Here is a 19438-nt window from a genome sequence, read left to right as displayed (position 1 = left end):
CGTGCGTGCGATCAAGGGTGCGAATCTGGTTGTGGTGTTCCTGCTGGAGCTGGGGGTGCTTGTGGGGGTGGGAATCTGGGGGTTCACCCTGCCTTCAGGCACTGCAACCCGGATCGTCGCGGGTCTGGGCGCGCCCGCACTGTTCACCCTCATGTGGGCGCTGTTCGGTGCCGGGACGACCGCGAGATTTCAGCTGTACGGCGGATGGCGTCTGGCCCTCGAATTGTTGTGGTTCGGCGGTGGCGCGCTCGCCTGGTGTCAGGTGGCCGGACCGATCGCCGGTGCCGGATTCTTCGCGATGTGGGCGATCACGGCCGCGGTGCGCGCCGGTGCGCAGGGTGGATTGATTGTCGATATCGGGCAGGCGGAAGTCTTCCCGACAGCGCGTGACCGCCGCTAGATCCGTGCCGCTGCCGGCCAATCACACGGTAGGTCACAATAGCCATCCTCCGACGCCGATCACGAGGGCCCGATTCATACTGCCTCTCGGCAGGACAACATCCGGGCGCCGGTGCGTACGCACGGCGTCCAAGTCCGTGGCCGAGCGTTGCTTCAGTGCTCGCGGCAACCACGCTCGTCGGTTCTTTTACTCCCCGACCCACGTCATGACAGCTTCGACCGGAGGACTGTACGGCTCAGCGGCGGACCGGCAGGACGAGTTGGGCGCCGGTTACCGGGTGGTCGAGTACCTCGACGGGGTGTTGGTAAACGCGACTGAGCAGTTCGGTGGTGAGGACGGCGCGAGGCGGGCCATCGGCAGCGACACGGCCGGATTCCAGAACGGCGACACGATCGGCGTAGGCGGCGGCGATGCCGAGGTCGTGCAGGACGACGACAACGGCCGCGCCTTCATCGGCACGGGTGGTTGCGAGGTTCAGCACGGCCTCCTGATGGCCGAGGTCCAGGGCGGCGGTGGGCTCGTCCAGAAGCAGGGTTGCGGTGTCCTGGGCGAGGACGCGGGCCAGCGCGACGCGCGCGCGTTCGCCGCCCGACAGTGTCGGAAATGACCGGGCCGCAAGGTGTTCCACGTCGGTGGCGGCCATGGCGGCGGCGATCTTCTCGTTATCGAGCGCACGAAGTCGGGTGCGCACCCACGGCGCACGTCCCATGGCGACAACTTCGCGCGCGGTGAACGGGAACCCGACGGTGTGGCTCTGCGGGAGTACGGCGCGCCGGCGCGCCATATCGAGCGCAGACCAGTGGGCCAACGACCGCCCGTCGAGTTCGACCGCCCCTTCGGCCGGGGCGAGCTCGCCCGCAAGGGCGGCAAGCAACGTGGACTTGCCGGCACCGTTCGGGCCCACCAATGCGACGACCTGCCCGGCAACGACCTCGAAGTTCACCGCCTCGAGCACACGACGACTTCCCGATCCGGTGGCATCACGTCGATCGATGCTCACACCGACAGCGCGCAGCGTGACCGAATCCCGTTCGTGCGCTACCGGCAGCTCGTGCGTCCGCGCAAAAACCCCGCCGAGCCCGTGCCGCATGCCGCTCATGTGTCGCCCCCAATGACCAACTCGGCCACGCGGCCGGTTGTCGCAGGCGATTCGTCCGTCCAGGCAAGGACCCCATCGAGACCGCAGGGCATGCCTGTCACACGGTGACTCCGGTCGCCACGTCGCCCAGTGCTGGATGACTGGTTTGATTGCGCGCTGTGCGGACCGAACTTGCGGGGACGTCCCGGGACGGCGCGGTCGCGCCGCTCAGTGCGGGAGGACATGTTCGAGTCCGCAGCAAGCAGCAGAGCCTGTCGGGACTGTTCCGACCGTGCCGCGCCATCGAAACTCCGGTCAGTGCTCTGGCGGCAGCCGCCACGAAACGACCACCAGCCGTTTACCGGCGCAGAAGCCGTGGCCGAGGTACGCGGGAAACGCGTCGATGAGCCGGTCATGCCCATCCTCCCGCGCGGGCGCGTGTTCGGCGCAGCAGCCAGAAGAAAAAGGGGCCGCCGATGAGGGAGGTGAGCATGCCGAGGGGGAGGTCAGCGTTGTCGACGAGGGAGCGGGCGCCCACGTCGGCGGCGAGCAGGACCACCGCGCCGATGATGGCGCTCAAGGGGATCAGGACGCGGTGCGCGGGGCCGACGAGCATGCGGACCAGGTGCGGGACGATCAAGCCGACGAACAGGATGATGCCGGTGAAGGCGACGCCCGCGGTGGCCAGGATCGCGACGACCAGGATGACGTTGCGGCGCAAGCGTTCTACGTCGACACCCAGATGGCGGGCGGCGGACTCGCCGAGGGCCAGCAGGTCCAGGCGCGGTGCGATGAAGATCGCGGCGAGCACGCCGACAGCGGTGAGTGGCGCGACCACGCGCACCGAGGCCCAGGTGGCGCCGTTGAGGCTGCCCAGTTGCCAGAACACGATCTGATCGCGGGCGGCGGGAGAAGCGACGAACAGCAGGAAGGCGATGAGGCCGCCTGCGAAGGCATTGATCGCGACGCCGGTGAGCACCAGGGTGACCACCTCGGTGCGCCCATTGGATCGGGCAAGCACATACACGAGCAGGGTGGTTGCCAGACCCGCCACGAACGCCGCCGCCGCGACCGACCACGCGGCGACGAACGCGCCGCCGAACACGATCACGGTCCCCGCACCGACTGCGGCACCCGCCGACACTCCGATCACACCGGGCTCGGCGAGCGGATTGGCGAACACGCCCTGCAACAATGCACCCGCTGTCGCCAATGCCGCGCCCACCAGCATCGCCAGCACCACCCGCGGGAAACGGACCTGCCACAACGTCACCTCACCGGCAGGATGGGCGGGCATCGGCCCCCAGTCCAGGCCGATCCGATGCACCACACTGCCCGCCACCTCGGCGGGCGTGGTCGGCACCTGCCCGATCGCAGCGGAAGCCAGTGCGAGCAGAACCAGCACGGCCACCGCGACAACGAAGACGATCGCGGTGCGCGAACGGCCACGGGATTTCGGAGCAGTCGGCTGCGGGCTGTGCGGCATCGACCGATCGATCGAGGTGCTCCCCGACGTCGCTCCACTCACCACAGCACCTCGCCTGTGCGTGCTGCCACCGGCCTCGGGCTTCCGTTCCTTCGAGACTCTGCGGCGATCCGGCCGGAATCTGTGCCGGTCTGCACCGCCTGGGACATGCCATTGCGGTCGCGGGCGGTGGCTCTTCGACCCGACACCGCCCCGAACAGGTTCGTGCCGAACGGGTCGGTTGCCCGGACCGCCGGGGCGGTCGTTCCGATGAGGCTCGAACTCGTGCCGAATAGACCGGCTTCGATGCCGAATACACCAGAAGCTGCTTCGAACGGACCCGAGTCCGTTCCATCGACTACTTGCTCACCGCCCGTGCTCATGCCGGTCGGGTGCCGTACACGGCCTCGCTCAGGGCTGCGATGACGCGGCCGGTGTTCGGGCCGAAGCTCAGCAGGACCGCGTCGGACATGTCGACCACACGTCGGTTGCGGCCTGCGGGAGTTTGCGCGATGCCGGGGACCTTCTCCAATCCGTCGACGCCGCCGACCGAATGCAGGCCGTCGGTCATGACGAGCAGCACGTCGGGGGCGGCGCCGATCATGGCCTCGCTGGTGATCGCGACGAAGGGTTCCTTCAGTCCTGCCACGGCGCCCGCGTCCTTGGCACCCAATGCGGCGATGAGTGCATCCGCGCCGGAGCCGGGGCCAGCGAGCATGGTGATGGCGGTGCTGCGCAGGTAGAGGAAGGCGATGGTGAGGGGCTTGTCCTGCCTCGGGACGGCGGCGCTCGCAGCGGCGATCTCGTCGCGGGTGCGCTGGGCGAGAGCCTGCCCGCTGTCGGGAACGCCGAGGGCGCCTGCGACGGCCTCGATCTGGGGCACCACACCGTCCATCGTGCGTTGCGGGTCGAAGTACACGACGGTGACACCTGCCGCGCGCAACTGCTCGCGCACTGCGGGCGCGGCGCTGGTGCTGTCGGTGAGGAACACCGAAGGACGCAGCGCCAGAATGGATTCCACGTTCAGCGAACCGCTGCCGCCGGTCACGTTGGGCACGTTCTGCACCGCGGGGAACGAGGCAGCGGTGCTGCGGCCGACGATTTTGGGACCCAGGCCCAACGCCCACACGATCTGCGCGAGGGTGCCGTAGCGGTCGGCGGCGATAATGCGGCTCGCGCTGGTGACGGTGACCTCGGAGCCGTCGAACGACCGCACCGTCGCAGGCAGGGTCGGGGTCGGTTCCGGCCCGATCGGCGTGGGGTCGAGATTCGCCAGCGTGGCAGTGCTCTGTCCCTGACGCCCGGAGGTCGTGGCATCGCTGCCGGTGCCGCACGCGGCGACCCCGACGAGGATGGTCAGCGCGAGGACGGCATAGACCGCACGCTCCCATCCACTTCGGACGCCGCCGATCGGTCGCGCCTGGACGGGCGCGGCTGCGGACAAGCACGCCGGAGAAGCTGAATGCCTCGACGTCACACACCTCATGCAGGCAAGGCTAACTTGCGTCATTCCGTGCGTGCGCTGACGTCGTCCAGAGCGGCCGCGATGGCACGCGGCAGTTCGAGAGCCTCCGCGGCGAGCACACCGGTGAGCTGCCCGATGTCGCGGGCGCCGACGATCATGCTCGCGACGCCGGGGCGATCCCGAATCCACGCAAGCGCCACCGCGAGCGGCGAGGTGGCCAGGCCGTCGGCGGCGGTGACCAATGCGTCCACGACCCGGGTTGCGCGCTCGTCGAGCCGGTGGCGGATCTCGGCAGCGGTCGCCTCGTCCGCGCCCCGCGAATCGGCGGGCACACCGTCACGGTATTTACCGGTGAGGATGCCGCCCGCCAACGGGGCGGACGCGATCAGTCCGACGCCGTGGTGATCGGCCGCAGGCAGGAAAGAACCCTCGGAGCCGCGCGCTAGCAGCGAATACGGCGCCTGCGCGACGGAGATCGGCGCAATGGCGGCGAGACTGGCCAACTGCCAGGCGCCGAACCCGCGCACGCCCGCGTACCGGACCCGCCCCGAGCGCACCGCGAATTCGAGGGTCGCCGCGACTTCGTCGAGTGGGGTCCGCGGATCCCAGGCGGCGACGTTCCAGATGTCGAGGTAGTCGGTGCCGAGCTCGAGCAGCGTCCGGTCGAGTTGACGCAGCAGGGTGCGCCGCGAGGTGTCCACCGTCGGGCGGGCCGGTTCCGGCTCGGGCACCGACGGACCTGCGGGCGCAGGCGAAATCCTCGGCAGCACACCGGCACAACCACTGAGCACCAGATCGTCACGCGAGACCAGGTCACCGAGCAGCTCGGCCAGGATCCGTTGCGCCGCACCGCCGCCGTAGGCGGGGGAGGTGTCCACCAGCGTGCCACCGGCATCGGTGAACGCCACCAGCTGCACGGCCGCTTCGTCGGAATCCGTATGCGAACCCCAGGTGTGGGTCGCCAAACCTATCCGGGACACCCGTAGGCCACTGCGACCGACCGTACGCTGTTCCATCACCGTGTCCACGATTTCGTCACGGCGCCAAGCCTAGAGCGTGCGAGCGGATGCGGGCGGTCACGTGCACTGTGCGTCGCATTGCCGCTGTCACCGCGTGTCGCGGGCGCGACGGACCCGCGACGGACCGCAGCGCTGGTCACCGCCCCGACACCCGGTCCTCGCTTCGACACTGTACTGTCGCTGCGTGATTGCGGCGGTGATCATGTCAGTGCGACCCGCCTGTGGACCAATTGCCCAGCCGGAACGGATATTTCGGGCAGAAGCGGAGGACGGTACATGGTCGGCGAGTCCATGACCTGGGTGCAAGCGCTGATACTCGGTCTGGTGCAGGGGCTCACCGAGTTTCTGCCGATTTCCTCCTCGGCGCACCTGCGCATCGTGTCGGCGGTGTTCTTCGGCGACGACGCGGGCGCCTCGTTCACCGCGGTGACCCAGCTGGGCACCGAGGCCGCCGTGCTGGTGTACTTCGCCAAGGACATCTGGCGCATCGTGCGCGCCTGGTTCAGCACCCTGGTGCGCAAGGTGTCCAGGCCCGCCAGGCAAACCGTGCCGCTCACCGACCAGGTCACCACCAAGCTTCCCGTCATGCGACCCGGCGAGCCCCCGCTTCTCGACGAGGACGCGCAGCGCGAACTCGACTACCGCATCGGCTGGTATGTGATCATCGCGACCATCCCCATCGGCCTGCTCGGCTTCCTGCTCAAAGACCAGATCCGCACGGGAGCCCGGAACCTGTGGCTGGTGTCGTTCATGCTGATCGCGTTCGCACTGGTCATCGCCGCCGGTGAGTACTACGGTCGCAAGATCCGCCCGATCGAGCAGCTGACCACCCGCGACGGGCTCGTCATGGGTTTCGCTCAGTGCCTCGCGTTGATCCCGGGTGTGTCGCGCTCCGGTGCCACCGCCACGGCCGGTCTGTTCCTCGGGCTCGAGCGCGAGGCCGCGGTGCGGTTCTCGTTCCTGCTCGCCATTCCCGCGGTGACCGCGTCCGGCCTGTTCAGCCTGCCCGATGCGTTCGAACCGGCAGGAGAGGGACTCAATGCCAGCGGCCCACAGCTGCTCGTCGCCACGATCGTGGCGTTCGGTGTCGGCTACGCCTCGGTGGCGTGGCTGCTCAAGTTCGTCGCCAAGCACTCGCTGGACTGGTTCGTCGGCTACCGTATCGTGCTCGGGCTGACCATGATGGGCCTGCTGGCGGGCGGGGTGGTGTCGGCGACATGATTAGGCTGACCGCATGACGGTAATCCTGCTGCGACACGGTGTGTCGACTTCGAACACCGCCCGCACACTCGCGGGCCGCAGCCAAGGCGTCGATCTGACCGAGCGCGGCAACGAACAGGCCAGGGCGCTCGCCGTCCGCCTCGCCGCACTGCCCATCGAGCACATCGTGCACTCACCGCTACTGCGCTGCCAGCGCACGGTCGCGCCGCTGGCGGACAAACTCGACCTGGAACCGGAATATGACGACCGGCTGATCGAGGTCGACTACGGCGACTGGACCGGCAAGCCGTTGGCCGACCTGCTCACCGAACCACTGTGGAAGGTCGTGCAACAGCACGCCTCCGGCGCGGTGTTCCCGGGGGGCGAAGGGCTCGCGCAGGTGCAGGCCCGCGCGGTGGCCGCGATCCGCGAACTCGACCGGAGATTCGCCGAGCAGCACGGCCACGACGTGCTGTGGGTGGCGTGCTCGCACGGTGATGTCATCAAGTCGGTGCTCGCCGACGCGTTCGGCATCCATTTGGACGGATTTCAACGCATCGTGGTGGAGCCCGCGTCGATCAGTGTCGTCCGCTACACCCCGACGGCACCGTATGTCTGGCGTGTCAACGACACCGGGACCGACCTTTCCGCGCTGGCGGCGTCCAATATGCCACGCCCGGTGGCCGATTCCCGCGCCACGCAGGACGGCGAACCGGTTGACACCTCCGGTCCCGTTCCTGGCGGGGAGGTAGGCGATACCGGAAGTGCGGATAATGGGAATGCGGAGCGTCGAGATTCCTTGTAAACGAGTAGTCGGCGTGTTGAATGTCTGTGCGCCGCGGGTAGTCGATCAGGGTCACGTATCAGGAGGTGCATGTGTCACGCGCAATCCATGTATTCCGCACCCCCGATCGTTTCGTCGCCGGGACTGTCGGTGAGCCGGGCGATCGTTCGTTCTATTTGCAGGCCGTGCAGGAACCGCGCGTCGTCAGCGTGCTGCTGGAGAAGCAGCAGGTGAAGGTGCTCGCCGACCGCATGGGTCTGCTGTTGGACGAGGTCGCGCGGCGCTTCGGCGCCGAGGTGCCGCCGCAAGCCGACGACGTGGCCGATGTGGATCCGCTGGTGACGCCGGTCGACGCCGAATTCCGGGTCGGCACCATGGGCTTGGGCTGGGACGCCGACGCGGGAGCGGTGGTGGTGGAGCTGCTGGCGATCACCGAGACCGAAGTGGACGAGTCGGTGGTGCTCGATGACACCGAGGAGGGTCCGGACGCGGTACGGGTGTTCCTGACCCCGATCCAGGCGCGCGAATTCGCGCTGCGCTCGACCCGTGTCATCGCCGCGGGGCGGCCGCCGTGCCCGCTGTGCGGCGAACCACTCTCGGCGCGCGGGCACATGTGTGTGCGAACCAACGGATACAAGCGCGGGGACATTTTCGGCGCCGCCGAGCTGGAGGAGTAGCCGGTGGCCGCGTGGCACACCGCCGAGCTGACGGTGATCGGCCGGGTAACCGTCGCAAGCAATGTCACCCTCGTCTGTGACGTGCCCGCGAGCACGGATCCCGACGGCGCGCCACTGCGGGTGGTGTACAAGCCCGTGCGCGGTGAGCAACCGCTGTGGGACTTCCCCGACGGCACCCTCGCGGGCCGCGAGGTGGCCTCGTACCTGATATCGGATGCGCTCGGCTGGGGTGTCATCCCGGAAACCATCTTGCGTGAGGGCCCCTACGGTCCCGGCATGGTGCAGCGCTGGGTGGAGGCCGTGGACAATCACACCGCGCAGGGCAACCGGCTCGACCTGATCGACCTGGTGCCCGCGGGCGCGGTCCCCGACGGCTTCTGTGAAGTGCTGCGCGCCCTCGACCCGGCAGGTAACGAGGTGTCGCTGATCCATGCCGACGATCCGCGCCTGCAGCGGATGGCGGTGCTGGACCTATTGCTCAACAACGCCGACCGCAAGGGCGGGCACGCACTCGAAGGCAGCGACGGTCAGGTCTACGGGGTCGACCACGGCATCTGCCTGCACAGCGATCACAAACTCCGTACCGTGCTGTGGGGATGGGCAGGCCGCGGCGTCGGCCAGGATCTGCTCGACGACATCACCGCGTTCGCGAAGGCGCTGCCCGGTCAGCTCGCCGACGCTCTCGCCCCGCACCTCACCGACGCCGAGATCGGGGCACTCGCCGATCGGACCCAGGATCTGCTGGACGACCCGGTGATGCCGGTGCCGCGCACCGCCCGCCCGATTCCCTGGCCCGCGTTCTGATCGGCAGGGTGCCCCCTGGCAGGGCCTCCCTCCGGTGTCGCGTCGTGTACCGGACTGGGCGCATGCGCTACCGACTCTTCGGCTCGACCGGCTTACGAATCTCTGAACTCGTCTTGGGCACAATGGGTTTCGATCACGCCGAGGAAAGTCGACGCATCATCGACGCTGATGCCGACGCGGGTGGCAATGTCCTGGACACCGCATCGGGCCTTCGGCGAAGGAGAGAGCCAGCTCGGTGCGGTGATCCAACGCCGCGACCGTTTCGTCCTCGGCACCGAGTACACGCGGGCGCGAACGGCCGCCGGGTCTCGGCGGCCGAACTCACTGCCCGCGACCGTGCCGCGGCCCAAGCCGTCGCGGAGGTCGCCGCCGAGTTGGGCGTGCGTCCCGCGCAGGTGGCGCTGGCTTGGCTTCGACACAAGTTGGCGGCGGTCGTGCCGATCATCGGCGTCAGTAGTGTGGCCCAGCTCTCCGACAATGTGGGCGCGGTGCAGCTCACGCTGACCGACGACGCGGTGCGACGGCTGGAGGCCGCGGCTCCGTTCCAGCTCGGGTTCCCCGGAGATTTCATCGCCGACTGCGAGCCACATTCGGGGACGAAAAGGCCCTCTGGTGGCGCCGGGCGGTGGACGCGTACCCGGACTACGCCGACTACCAGCGCAAGACCGATCGCCGGATTCCGGTCTTCGTGCTCGAACCAATCAGCGTGGGCACACCGGCCGGTGACGGCACCGAGGGCTAGTGCGGCGGGCTCTGTGGCTGTCACTGCCCGAACAGCTCAACCCAACAGCGGGCGCACCTTCTCGCCGACGAATCGAACGAACTCGACCGGGTTCGGGTCGTCGTCGGCGGGTTCGAGCACGACGGTGTCCGCGCCTGCGGCCGCGTACCGGCGCACCGTGTCGGCGATGGAATCGGGGTCGCCGGCGATGCCCGCACCCTCTTGGAATCCGTTCTGCTCGGCCTTTGCCGCCAGACGACGGTCTGCGTCGGGTCCGGTGGCCGCGGCCAGGTACACGATCACCCGATGCGGTTCGGTTCGCCCGGCTTCGGCGCGTCCCTCATCGATCAGCGCCCGCGCCGCGCGCACACCGTCGGGAGCGGTGCGCGAGGTGAGGATGGTGCCATCGGCGAGCTCGCCGGACAGGCGCAGCGTCCGCGGGCCACTCGCGGCGGCCAGTATCGGTGCAGGCACAGTCGGCGGCCAGTCCAGCGCGACCTCGTCCAGCTGCACATAGCGCCCCGCGGTGGTGACGGTTCGACCGGAAAGCAATCCGCGCAACGCGCCGAGCTGTTCACGCAGCAAGGTCATCGGTGATTCGACGCCGGCACCGACCTGCGCCATCCATTCCTGCACACCGTGCCCGAATCCGGGCAGGAACCGCCCGGGGTGCAGCCGCAGCAACGAAGCGACCTCCATGGCGGTCAGTGCGACATTGCGCAACGGCACCGGCATCACCCCGATCCCGACGCGCACCCGCTCGGTCCGCGCCAGCACGGTCGCGGCCGCCGCGACACCACCGCCCCAGAAGCAGTCCTCCCACAACCAGAGTTCGTCCAGCCCGCTCTCTTCCGCGGCATTGCTGACTGCGGCAAGATGTTCCGGAGGAATCCGGGGGAGCGCTACGGCACCGAGAACAGTCATCCGGCCACGGTATCCCCGAGCACCGACAGATGCGCTGGATCCGGCCCGCGATCATCGGGCCGCGCGGCCCTATCGGTGACTGCGAGATCGCGATTCGCCCGGTTCGCCGACATCGCAATTCGACACCGCATCGCATCGAACCAGCGAGACCGTAAATGTTGACATCCGCCGGTCACGACATTTGCGCAGGTCGAAACCCGCCATAAGGGTGTGCTACGTCGCCAATCAGGCGGGGCGAAGGCCGATGATCTCGACCACACCTTTACCCTCGAACCATGCAGTCCTGGTCCGATACCGCCCTTCCCACCATCCCCGGCGCAGGGCCACCGTTGCGGTTGTTCGACACCGCCGACCGACAGGTCCGGCCGGTCACCCCCGGCCCCACCGCCACCATGTACGTCTGTGGGATCACCCCTTACGACGCCACCCACCTCGGGCACGCGGCCACCTACCTCACCTTCGACCTGGTGAACCGATTGTGGCGGGACGCGGGCCACACCGTGCACTACGTGCAGAATGTGACCGATGTCGACGACCCGCTGTTCGAGCGCGCCGCCCGCGACGGCTTGGACTGGCGAGCGCTGGGCACCCGCGAGATCGAGTTGTTCCGTGCGGACATGTCCGCGCTGCGGATCGTGCCGCCACGCGACTACATCGGCGCCATCGAGTCCGTCGACGAGGTCGTGGAACTGGTGCAGAAACTGCTGGCCTCGGGTGCGGCGTATGTCGTCGACGATGCCGAATTCCCCGACATCTACTTCCGCGCCGACACCACCGAGCAGTTCGGCTACGAATCCGGCTACGACCGCGCCACCATGGAGCGACTGTTCGCCGAGCGCGGCGGCGACCCCGACCGACCGGGCAAGCGTGACACCATCGACGCACTGCTGTGGCGCGCCGCGCGCCCTGATGAACCGTCCTGGCCCGCCCCCTTCGGCGCGGGTCGTCCCGGCTGGCACATCGAGTGCGCAGCGATCGCGCTCAACCGCGTCGGACCCGAGTTCGACGTCCAGGGCGGCGGCAGCGACCTCATCTACCCCCACCACGAGTATTCCGCCGCGCACGCCGAAGCCCTCATTGCAGGCCGCCGCTTTGCCCGCCACTACGTGCACGCCGGTCTGATCGGCCTCGACGGTGAGAAGATGTCCAAGTCCAAGGGCAACCTCGTCCTGGTATCCAAGCTGCGCCGCGCGGGCACCGACCCCGCCGCGATCCGCCTCGGCCTGCTCGCCGGTCACTACCGCCAGGATCGCATGTGGACCGACACCGTCCTCGCGGAGGCCTCCCAGCGCTTGGACCGGTGGCGGCGCGCAACATCGCTGGCCGCCGGCCCCGCCGCCGAGGACACCATCGCCCGCCTGCGCCAGCACCTCGCCGATGATCTCGATACCCCGAAAGCCTTGGCTGCCGTGGACAACTGGGCCGACCAGGCCCTCGATTACGGCGGCGCGGACCGCGACGTCCCGGCCCTCGTCGCGACCGCGGTCGATGCGTTGCTGGGCGTGCAGCTCTAAAGCCTCGTGCCACCCGCCCGTTTTCTGACGAGTGGTAACAGCTAGTGCGCAGTGGTGGTCTGCCTCTCGCCGTCGACGGACTTCGGAGGTCGGCCCCGGATGTTCTCCGAAGACCGTCGACCGGCCCACCACCGCCGGAATCCCGCACTGCGACCGGGTTCGGTGTTGTCCACGCATGTCGGCGGCGGCAGGCTGCTCGGTGAGCAGGGCGGCGGGCGCTGAGCCAGTGGTCTCCCTTGCCCGCGCTGCGATTCCGTGATCTGGTACATACGTGTGCAACATTCATCCGCGCGTTCTGATCGGTCGGCACACCGCGCTCGGTGGCGCCTTCGATGCCCTCGCGCAGATCGAGGCCGGTCGTTTGGAAGCATCCACCGAGCGGGACGGCGAACGAACGGTCGTGGCGCGCAGGCGTTTCTTCGGCGCCGACATCGTCGACGCGCAAACCGCAGCGGTGCGCGCCGACCGCGTGGTGCTGTCGTGGGTGGGATGCACAACTTTCGCGCTGGCAATCGGCGGATCGGTGTTCCTGCTCGACGCGTGGGTTCCTCGGTTCACCAGTTCGGGGTATGTGCCCGCCACTGCGCAGGACCTGGCCGACCTGCGCCCCGAGGCGATCTTCATCGGGCACGGACATTTCGATCACGCGGGTGACGCGGGCCGGATCGCGCAGGCTTGCGGCGCGGTCGTACACGGCACCGCCGAGCACTGTGCGGCTATTCGCGCGCAAGTGTCGGACCCGTCGTTCCCTACCTCCGAACTCGGCGATGCCGAGACCCTGATCGGTGCACGTCACGAATTCACTGTCGGCGACGTTGCGGTGACTGCCGTCCGTCACCTGCATTCGGCCCCGACCGCCCCGGACCGCAGCGATCCGGCGTCACCGTTCTTCCCGGCACCGGATATACGCCCGATCATGCGGCACCCACCGACGCTCGATGGCGTCCTGCAGAACCTGCCGCGACTGCGCGATCCCGAAGGCGGTGTCCTGCTCTACCAGTTCCGGGTTCCCGGATTCACACTCACCTGGCACGACTCAGCGGGCCCGCTCACCGAGAAAGCCCCGCACGTGTTCGACGTTCTGGCCGGCCTTGCCCCCACCGACGTCCAGATCGGTGCCGTCCAGGGCTACAACCAGATCACCAACGGCCTACGGGACCCCCGCCGCTACATCGAATCCCTCGGCCCGAACCTCTTCGTCCCCAGCCACCACGACAACTGGCTCCCTGGTTTAACCAGCCCCGCCGCCCGCTACGACACCTCACTGCGCACGGAACTGGCCCGCCTCACCCCCGCACGGCGCCCGGAATTGCGCACCATGCACGACCCGGCCGACTACCTCAGCCCGCAGCGACTGACATTCTCGCTGTAGACCTTTCCCGCCCCGACCGAATCGGTGCTGCCGAGCAGGACATGACTGCGGCAATCACCGAGAGGGCAACAGGTCGATGTTGTCGACGTGCGTCTCGACCTGGGATTTCCCGTGTGAGTAGCCGAGACAAAGTGCACGAATTCGACCCCGCCGGCAATAGACGTTGTCCATACCCAGGTCCGTAGCGTCTCAGTCGGCCAGTAACAATCCGCCCGCTGGATGCGTGGGCCGGGTGCAGGCGGATGGTGATCCTGCTCGCAGCTGCGCGCCCGCGAAACCACCCACACACCACCGCGCCTGTTCACAATGACACCGAGGTGATCCGAGGGATCGCTGAACATGGTGCAGCACAGGGTGTTTCACAGTTGAGAGGCTCTCGCGACCGCGCGGGTAGACCTGCGCTGCTGGTCGGCGACCACCAAACCCGCTATCCCGCAGACAGTTCCACCGACTCGGCGGGCTCGCGCACCGTCGCCTCGGGCTCGGCGGCATAGAGCTGCTCGATGGCCGCCGCGTATTTCGTGGCGATCGGCTTGCGGCGCAACTTCATCGTCAGGGTGACCTCGTCGCCGCCGGGTTCCCAGAATGTTGGCAGGATGGTGAAGCGTTTGATCTGTTCGACGCGCGACAGCTGCGCGTTGCCCGCGGCGACGCCGCGCGCAATCTCGGCGATCACGCCGGGATCGGCGGCGAGTGTGGCGGGGGAGGCGTCGGGCAGTCCGTGCTGCGCGGCATACGGTTGGGCGGATTCGGCGTCCAGCACGATCAGTGCGGTGTTGAACGGTCGCGCGTCGCCGATGGTGGCGAGAGCACCGACCAGTGGTGTGGCGGCTTTGATCGCGTTCTCGATGTTGGCCGGGGACATGTTCTTTCCCGCGGAGTTGATGATCAGTTCCTTCTTACGGTCCACCACCCGCAGGTATCCGTCGGCGTCGATGGTGAGGATGTCACCGGTGTGCAGCCAGCCGTCGGCGTCGATGGCTTCCGTGGTCTTCTCCGGCTCCTTGCGATAACGACGCATCACCAGGGGACCGCGGATCAGGAATTCGCCGTCCTCAGCGATAGTGGACTCCATGCCGGGCAGCAACCGACCGACCGTGCCGAGGCGCGCCTGCGCCGGCGGGCTGGCGCTGGCCACGCACGTCAGCTCGGACATGCCCCAGATCTCGGAGATGGGGATGCCGAGGCCTGCGAAGAACCCGAGGGTCTCCGGCGGGATCGGCGCCGCACCCGAAATCGCCCACTTCACCTGGTCCAGACCGAGTTTCGCGCGCAGCTTCGACAGCACTGCTGCATCGGCCTTCGCCCATTCCGCCGCCAGCTCCGCCTCGACCGGTCGTCCGTCCAGCTGTGCGGCCGCCTTGCGCGCTGCCACCTCCAGTGCCCACCGCAAAGCGGCGCGGGTGGCGTCGTCGGGTTCGTTGGCGACCGAGAATTCGACCGCGGCCTTGAGCTTTTCCCACACTCGCGGCACCGCACCCCAGATTGTCGGATGTACGTCCAATAATGCGGCGGGCAGCAACGCCCGGTCCGGCACGACGGTGATCTGGGTTCCGAAGTACTCCTGCAAATACAGCGCGGTCATCCGGTCGGCCATGTGTGCGCTGGGCAGGAAGGAGGTTTGGCGGTCGCCGAATTCGACCGGCAGCACCGCGTTGAAGGCGTGCGCCTCGGCATGCAGGTTCGCGTGGGTGATCTCGACGCCCTTGGGGTTTCCGGTGGTACCGGAGGTGTAGACCAATGTCGCGACATCCTCGGGCTGCACGGCCTGCCAAGTCGCTTCGAAGTCGAAATCGGTGCGGCCCTTGGCTTTGAGTTCGGCGACGCTGATGGTTCCCGCATGCTCTGCATCGACGCACACGATGGTCTCGATCGGCACCCCGCACGACCGCACCCGGTCGACGTACTGTTCCTCGCAGATCACCACCCGGTTCTCGGCATTGGTGAACACATAGTTCAACTGCTCGGGAGCCAGGGTGTTGTACACCGAGAACGATGTCGCGCCGATGTGCTGGGCGCCCACTTCCAGCGGATAGAACTCGACCCGGTTGGCCATCATCAGCGCGACGGTGTCGCCACGGCCGATCCCGAGGGCGTTGAGCCCGGCGGCGATGTGCCTGACCTGATCGGCGTATTCACGCCAGGTCAGGCTCTGTCCGCCTCCGATGGAGCGAACCGCGACCGCCTCGGGGTCGATCGCGGCGATGCGCTGGAACGCAGCACACGTAGTGTTCGGTTGATTCATCCCACAATCTCAATCACGTCGCCCGGCTTTGCTGTTCACGACGTTAGGGTGCGAGCCGAGCGGCGTGGGACGTTTCGCGCTATTTAGCTGCTCAGACGCCACAGCGAGGTGATCTCCGCCACGCGAGCGGTATGCAGGGGATCGGTGGGCTCCAGCGGCCGGGTGTGGCGCGGCCGGGTGTCGAGGCGGTCGAGGACCCGCAGGCCCGCCGCGGCGATGGCGTCGGTCAGGTCGTTGCGGGTCCTCAGTCCGAGGTGCTCGGCCAGGTCCGACAGGATCAGCCAGCCTTCGCCGCCGGGCGCCAGATGGGTGGTGAGCCCGTCGAGAAATCCGTGCAGCATGGCGCTGTCGGGATCGTAGACGCCCTGTTCGACGGCGGCGGTGGGCCGCGCCGGCAGCCACGGCGGGTTGCATACGATCAGGTCGGCACGACCGTGCGGGAACAGGTCGGGCCCGATCACCTCGACACGACCGGCGAGCTCGAGCCGGTCGATGTTGTCGCGAGCGCAGACCAGTGCGCGCGGGTTGATGTCGGTGGCCACAACCCGCCCGATGCCGCGACGGGCCAGCACCGCTGCCAGCACCCCGGTTCCGGTGCCGAGGTCGAACGCGGTGCGGTCACCGCCGCCCGACAGTGGCGCCCGCGCAACGAGATCGACGTATTCGCCACGGACGGGAGAGAAAACCCCGTAGTGCGGGTGGATGCGCGCACCCAGCGCAGGCACCTCTACGCCCTTGGCCCGCCACTGCTGCGCACCGATGGCGCCGAGCAACTCGGTGAACGCGACGACCATCGGTTCGCCGGGCGACCCATAGGTTTCGGCGCACACCCGCCGCAGATCGGGCGCTCGACGCAACTCGAGGGTGTGGTCCGCGGACAGCTCGACGACCAGTTTCCCCAGCACCCGCGCGCGATGGCCGCGGGCCCTGCGGTACAGGTGAAACGATTCCGCAACGCTGTCGCCCCGTGGCAGCGTGATGCGGTCGATGCGGCGGCGCAGTGCCTGCAACAACTGGCGCGCTTGCTGAAAATCGCCCCGCCACAACAGCGCGGTGCCTTCACACGCCAGCCGGTAGGCGGTGTCGGCACGCAAGGTGTCGTCGGCGACGACGACGTGTCGCGGCATCGGTGCTGCGCTCTCGGAATGCCAGCGCGCGCTGCGGTCGGTGTCAGCTTCGGTCCAGTGCATGGTGGGCACGGGGGTGCTCCTCGTGATCGAACGTGCATGGGCACGGAGAGCACTTCGACCAGGAGAGAGCAGCCGGTGTCGGACCCGTGAGGTGGGGTCGGAACGGGGAAGGCTAGCGGTCCTGCGTCGAAGCGCGAGCGAAGGAGTCGCCGAGGACCATGCCGAGCGTCACGAGAAGCCCTTCCACTGAGATACCCCACAAGACTCCCACACCGCGCGGGGTGTCGGAGGTCGGGGTCCGGGACAAGAGCCGGCAGCGGCTGCCGGCGTCGCGATCGACGAGCGGTAGGGCCGCTGCTGGAGGCCTGAAATGCCGTGGCGCCGGGCGGGTTCGGCGAGGATCGCCCTGCCCGAGCTCAAGCAGACACTGTCGCGTTCATGGCGCGGGTGAAGGCGACGATAGCCGGATGGCGGTCAGCGCCTACGCGGAAGGCGATTCTGGTATGGCGTGCGATCGGGAGTTCGGTGAGGATCACTTCGGCCGGCGGGTGTGCGGCACTCAGTTCGGGAACCAGTGCGACGCCCTGTCCGGCGGCGACAAAGGCCAGCGCCGTGGCGAATTCGTCGATCTGGTGGCGAATGTGCGGGAGAAAGCCCGCGGCTCGGCAGGCGCGGATGGTCATGGTGTGGCAGCGGGTGCCGGTGGTGGCCACGATCCACGGCTCGTCGCGGCAGGTGGCGAGCATCCCGCCGGGAGTGGCGGCGCGGGGCGTGGTCGAGGCGAGGAACATTGTCTCGCGATAGAGGGGCTGGGTGCGAACTCCGGTTTCGGGCGGGAACGGCACCAGGTCGTAGTCGTGCACGAGTGCCACATCCAGCTCGCCGGCGCGCAGCGCGTCCGAAACCAGCGCCGGATCGAGCTCTGCCACCTGGGGTTCGAGGCCGGGATGGTCCGCGGCCAGCGTGTTCAGGGCCGCGGGGATGAAACCCTGTGTAGCGGAAGGGAAAGCACCGATCCGCAGTGGACCGGTCAGCCCCGCCTCAGTGTTGGCCAGATCGGCTTCGGCCTCTTCGAGCCGGGCCAGCACGGCTTCGGTGTGCCCGACGAGGGTGTGACCGGCCGGGGTGAGGGTCACCCGTCGACCTGTGCGCTGCAATAACGCCACGCCCGCTTCCCGCTCCAGCGCGCTCAGTTGCTGTGAGACCGCGGAGGGTGTGAAGGCCATGGCTTCGGCGACGGCCGCGATCGTCCCACGCCGCGCCAGTTCCCGCAGCAGTCGCAGGCGTCGAACATCGAGCATCAGCTGAGCTTACGCTCGAAGCCACAAATGCGAACTAGACCTGCGGTTATCCGCCGGACAAGCTGGACGTATGGCTCAGCACGAACCTCCGCAGGGGATATTCGTCCCGCTCGTCACCCCGTTCACCGCCATGGGAGAAGTCGCGGTGGAGGCCCTGGAATCCTTGGCTCACCGTGTCCTCGACGAGGGCGCGACCGGACTGGTCGCGCTCGGCACCACCGGCGAACCCGCCACCCTCGACGCCGACGAAAAGCACACTGTCCTTGCGGTGTGCGCCGAGGTCTGCCGCACCCGCAACGCACCACTGATCCTCGGTACCGGCGACAACAACACCCGCGCCAGCACCGCCGCGCTCGAGGCTCTCGAATCCCATCCCGAAATCACCGCGGCCCTGGTCCCGGTGCCCTACTACACGCGCCCGTCGGAAGCCGGTGTCCGCGCACACTTCACCCAGCTCGCGGCGGCCAGCCCGATCCCCGTGATCATTTACCACATCCCTTACCGCACAGCCCGATCCGTCAGCGCCGACACTCTGCGCGAATTGGGGCGCCTGCCCGGCATCGTCGCGGTGAAATACGCGACCGGTGGCATCGACGCCGATACCGTCGACCTACTCGGCGATCCGCCGGAGGACTTCGCGGTCCTCGCAGGCGACGACGAGTTCCTGTTCCCCCTGATCGCCCTCGGCGCCACCGGCGGCATCCTCGCCTCCGCGCAATTGACCACCGCACCCTTCGTCGCCCTGATCTCCGCCTGGCGCAACGGAAACCATGCACACGCCCGCGCGTTGGGAGCCGCACTGGCGAAAATGTCGGCCGCTGCCTTCAGCGAACCCAACCCGACGGTGATCAAGGCGGTCCTGCACGCCCAGGGCCGAATCCCCACTCCTGACGTCCGGCTGCCCCTGCTCCCTGCCGGGCCGGGCGCTGCGGATCGGACCATGCAGCGTCTTTCCGCCCTCGCCGAAGTGCGGACCTCCCGATCGGCGAACTCACCCGACGCGAACCCACTGGTCACCGCATCGAGTGCCACCTGACGGCGAGCGCCACCTGTGTGTCACGCGAGCATGCGACATTCGCCGATACGCCAGGGGGTCCCTGTAGTAACAGCGCAGAAAACAACGAAGTTCGTGCCGGGCTGTCGCGGATGCTAGGTGTGCTCCTGATCGTGAGCAACCTGCACCGGCTGATGCTGGCCGTGTTCGCGCCCTCGGTACTCGGATCCGCGGCGTTGTGGCTGGCTATCGGTTCGCGGTGCTTCCGAAGTGTGAGTGGCTCGAGATCACCGAGCGGAAATCCGGTGCGATCGAGTTGACGAGGATGGGGGCAAACGAAAGTAG

17 protein-coding genes and 2 pseudogenes are annotated in these 19438 nt (G+C 68.2%); 11 read left to right on the top strand and 8 right to left on the bottom strand.

Annotated elements, in window-relative coordinates; genetic code table 11:
• The first annotated feature begins 1 nt into the window (after position 1).
• Positions 2-400, top strand: a complete 399-nt coding sequence (locus OHQ90_RS23705) for a YrdB family protein (RefSeq protein ID WP_328400937.1) — start codon at positions 2-4, stop codon at positions 398-400.
• A 235-nt stretch (positions 401-635) separates the two neighbouring features.
• Here the strand turns inward: OHQ90_RS23705 and OHQ90_RS23700 are convergent, their stop codons facing one another.
• The 4 genes from OHQ90_RS23700 to OHQ90_RS23685 form a co-directional block, all read right to left on the bottom strand.
• Complete coding sequence (locus tag OHQ90_RS23700; RefSeq protein ID WP_328400935.1) at positions 636-1499, bottom strand: heme ABC transporter ATP-binding protein; 864 nt, start codon at positions 1497-1499, stop codon at positions 636-638.
• A 391-nt stretch (positions 1500-1890) separates the two neighbouring features.
• Entirely contained in the window at positions 1891-2964 is a 1074-nt protein-coding gene (locus tag OHQ90_RS23695; protein WP_328413064.1) for a FecCD family ABC transporter permease, read from the bottom strand.
• Positions 2965-3322: 358 nt separating this feature from the next.
• The gene (locus OHQ90_RS23690; RefSeq protein ID WP_328400933.1) at positions 3323-4387 is read right to left on the bottom strand and encodes a heme/hemin ABC transporter substrate-binding protein; all 1065 of its coding nucleotides are present in this window, start codon (positions 4385-4387) and stop codon (positions 3323-3325) included.
• A gap of 62 nt (positions 4388-4449) precedes the next feature.
• Positions 4450-5424, bottom strand: a complete 975-nt coding sequence (locus tag OHQ90_RS23685) for an aldo/keto reductase (protein ID WP_328413063.1) — start codon at positions 5422-5424, stop codon at positions 4450-4452.
• 279 nt (positions 5425-5703) lie between these two features.
• Here OHQ90_RS23685 and OHQ90_RS23680 point away from each other — a divergent pair, with 279 nt between their 5' ends.
• The 6 genes and pseudogenes from OHQ90_RS23680 to OHQ90_RS23655 form a co-directional block, all read left to right on the top strand.
• The gene (locus tag OHQ90_RS23680; protein ID WP_328400931.1) at positions 5704-6648 is read left to right on the top strand and encodes an undecaprenyl-diphosphate phosphatase; all 945 of its coding nucleotides are present in this window, start codon (positions 5704-5706) and stop codon (positions 6646-6648) included.
• Positions 6649-6661: 13 nt separating this feature from the next.
• Positions 6662-7432 carry a histidine phosphatase family protein gene (locus tag OHQ90_RS23675; protein ID WP_328400929.1) on the top strand — a complete coding sequence of 257 codons (771 nt, stop codon included), beginning with the start codon at positions 6662-6664 and terminating at the stop codon, positions 7430-7432.
• Positions 7433-7503: 71 nt separating this feature from the next.
• A complete protein-coding gene (locus OHQ90_RS23670; protein WP_328400927.1) occupies positions 7504-8088 on the top strand; it encodes a DUF3090 domain-containing protein in 585 nt (194 codons plus the stop codon).
• 3 nt (positions 8089-8091) lie between these two features.
• A complete protein-coding gene (locus tag OHQ90_RS23665) occupies positions 8092-8892 on the top strand; it encodes an SCO1664 family protein (RefSeq protein ID WP_328400924.1) in 801 nt (266 codons plus the stop codon).
• A gap of 62 nt (positions 8893-8954) precedes the next feature.
• Positions 8955-9368: pseudogene (locus OHQ90_RS39500) on the top strand (aldo/keto reductase); the annotation flags it as partial.
• 104 nt (positions 9369-9472) lie between these two features.
• Positions 9473-9634: pseudogene (locus OHQ90_RS23655) on the top strand (nitroreductase/quinone reductase family protein); the annotation flags it as partial.
• 36 nt (positions 9635-9670) lie between these two features.
• Here the strand turns inward: OHQ90_RS23655 and OHQ90_RS23650 are convergent.
• Positions 9671-10537, bottom strand: coding sequence for an LLM class flavin-dependent oxidoreductase (locus OHQ90_RS23650; protein WP_328400920.1), 867 nt, complete (start codon positions 10535-10537; stop codon positions 9671-9673).
• Positions 10538-10812: 275 nt separating this feature from the next.
• Here OHQ90_RS23650 and mshC point away from each other — a divergent pair, with 275 nt between their 5' ends.
• The 3 genes from mshC (at position 10813) to OHQ90_RS23635 (ending at position 13423) form a co-directional block, all read left to right on the top strand.
• Positions 10813-12051, top strand: a complete 1239-nt coding sequence (gene mshC / locus OHQ90_RS23645) for a cysteine--1-D-myo-inosityl 2-amino-2-deoxy-alpha-D-glucopyranoside ligase (protein ID WP_328400918.1) — start codon at positions 10813-10815, stop codon at positions 12049-12051.
• A gap of 99 nt (positions 12052-12150) precedes the next feature.
• Complete coding sequence (locus OHQ90_RS23640) at positions 12151-12273, top strand: hypothetical protein (protein WP_328400915.1); 123 nt, start codon at positions 12151-12153, stop codon at positions 12271-12273.
• A gap of 49 nt (positions 12274-12322) precedes the next feature.
• Positions 12323-13423 carry an MBL fold metallo-hydrolase gene (locus OHQ90_RS23635; protein ID WP_328400913.1) on the top strand — a complete coding sequence of 367 codons (1101 nt, stop codon included), beginning with the start codon at positions 12323-12325 and terminating at the stop codon, positions 13421-13423.
• 427 nt (positions 13424-13850) lie between these two features.
• Here the strand turns inward: OHQ90_RS23635 and fadD11 are convergent, their stop codons facing one another.
• The 3 genes from fadD11 to OHQ90_RS23620 form a co-directional block, all read right to left on the bottom strand.
• Positions 13851-15668, bottom strand: a complete 1818-nt coding sequence (gene fadD11 / locus OHQ90_RS23630) for a fatty acid--CoA ligase FadD11 (RefSeq protein WP_328400911.1) — start codon at positions 15666-15668, stop codon at positions 13851-13853.
• 83 nt (positions 15669-15751) lie between these two features.
• Positions 15752-16858, bottom strand: a complete 1107-nt coding sequence (locus OHQ90_RS23625) for a class I SAM-dependent methyltransferase (RefSeq protein ID WP_328413061.1) — start codon at positions 16856-16858, stop codon at positions 15752-15754.
• A gap of 356 nt (positions 16859-17214) precedes the next feature.
• The gene (locus OHQ90_RS23620; protein ID WP_328400909.1) at positions 17215-18099 is read right to left on the bottom strand and encodes a LysR family transcriptional regulator; all 885 of its coding nucleotides are present in this window, start codon (positions 18097-18099) and stop codon (positions 17215-17217) included.
• 70 nt (positions 18100-18169) lie between these two features.
• Here OHQ90_RS23620 and OHQ90_RS23615 point away from each other — a divergent pair, with 70 nt between their 5' ends.
• Positions 18170-19135, top strand: coding sequence for a 4-hydroxy-tetrahydrodipicolinate synthase family protein (locus tag OHQ90_RS23615; RefSeq protein WP_328400907.1), 966 nt, complete (start codon positions 18170-18172; stop codon positions 19133-19135).
• Positions 19136-19438: the final 303 nt, after the last annotated feature.

Source organism: Nocardia sp. NBC_00403 (genome assembly GCF_036046055.1).
Classification (GTDB): Bacteria; Actinomycetota; Actinomycetes; order Mycobacteriales; family Mycobacteriaceae; genus Nocardia.
Note: the sequence above shows the minus strand (reverse complement) of the source record. Positions and strands in the feature narration are given on the sequence as shown.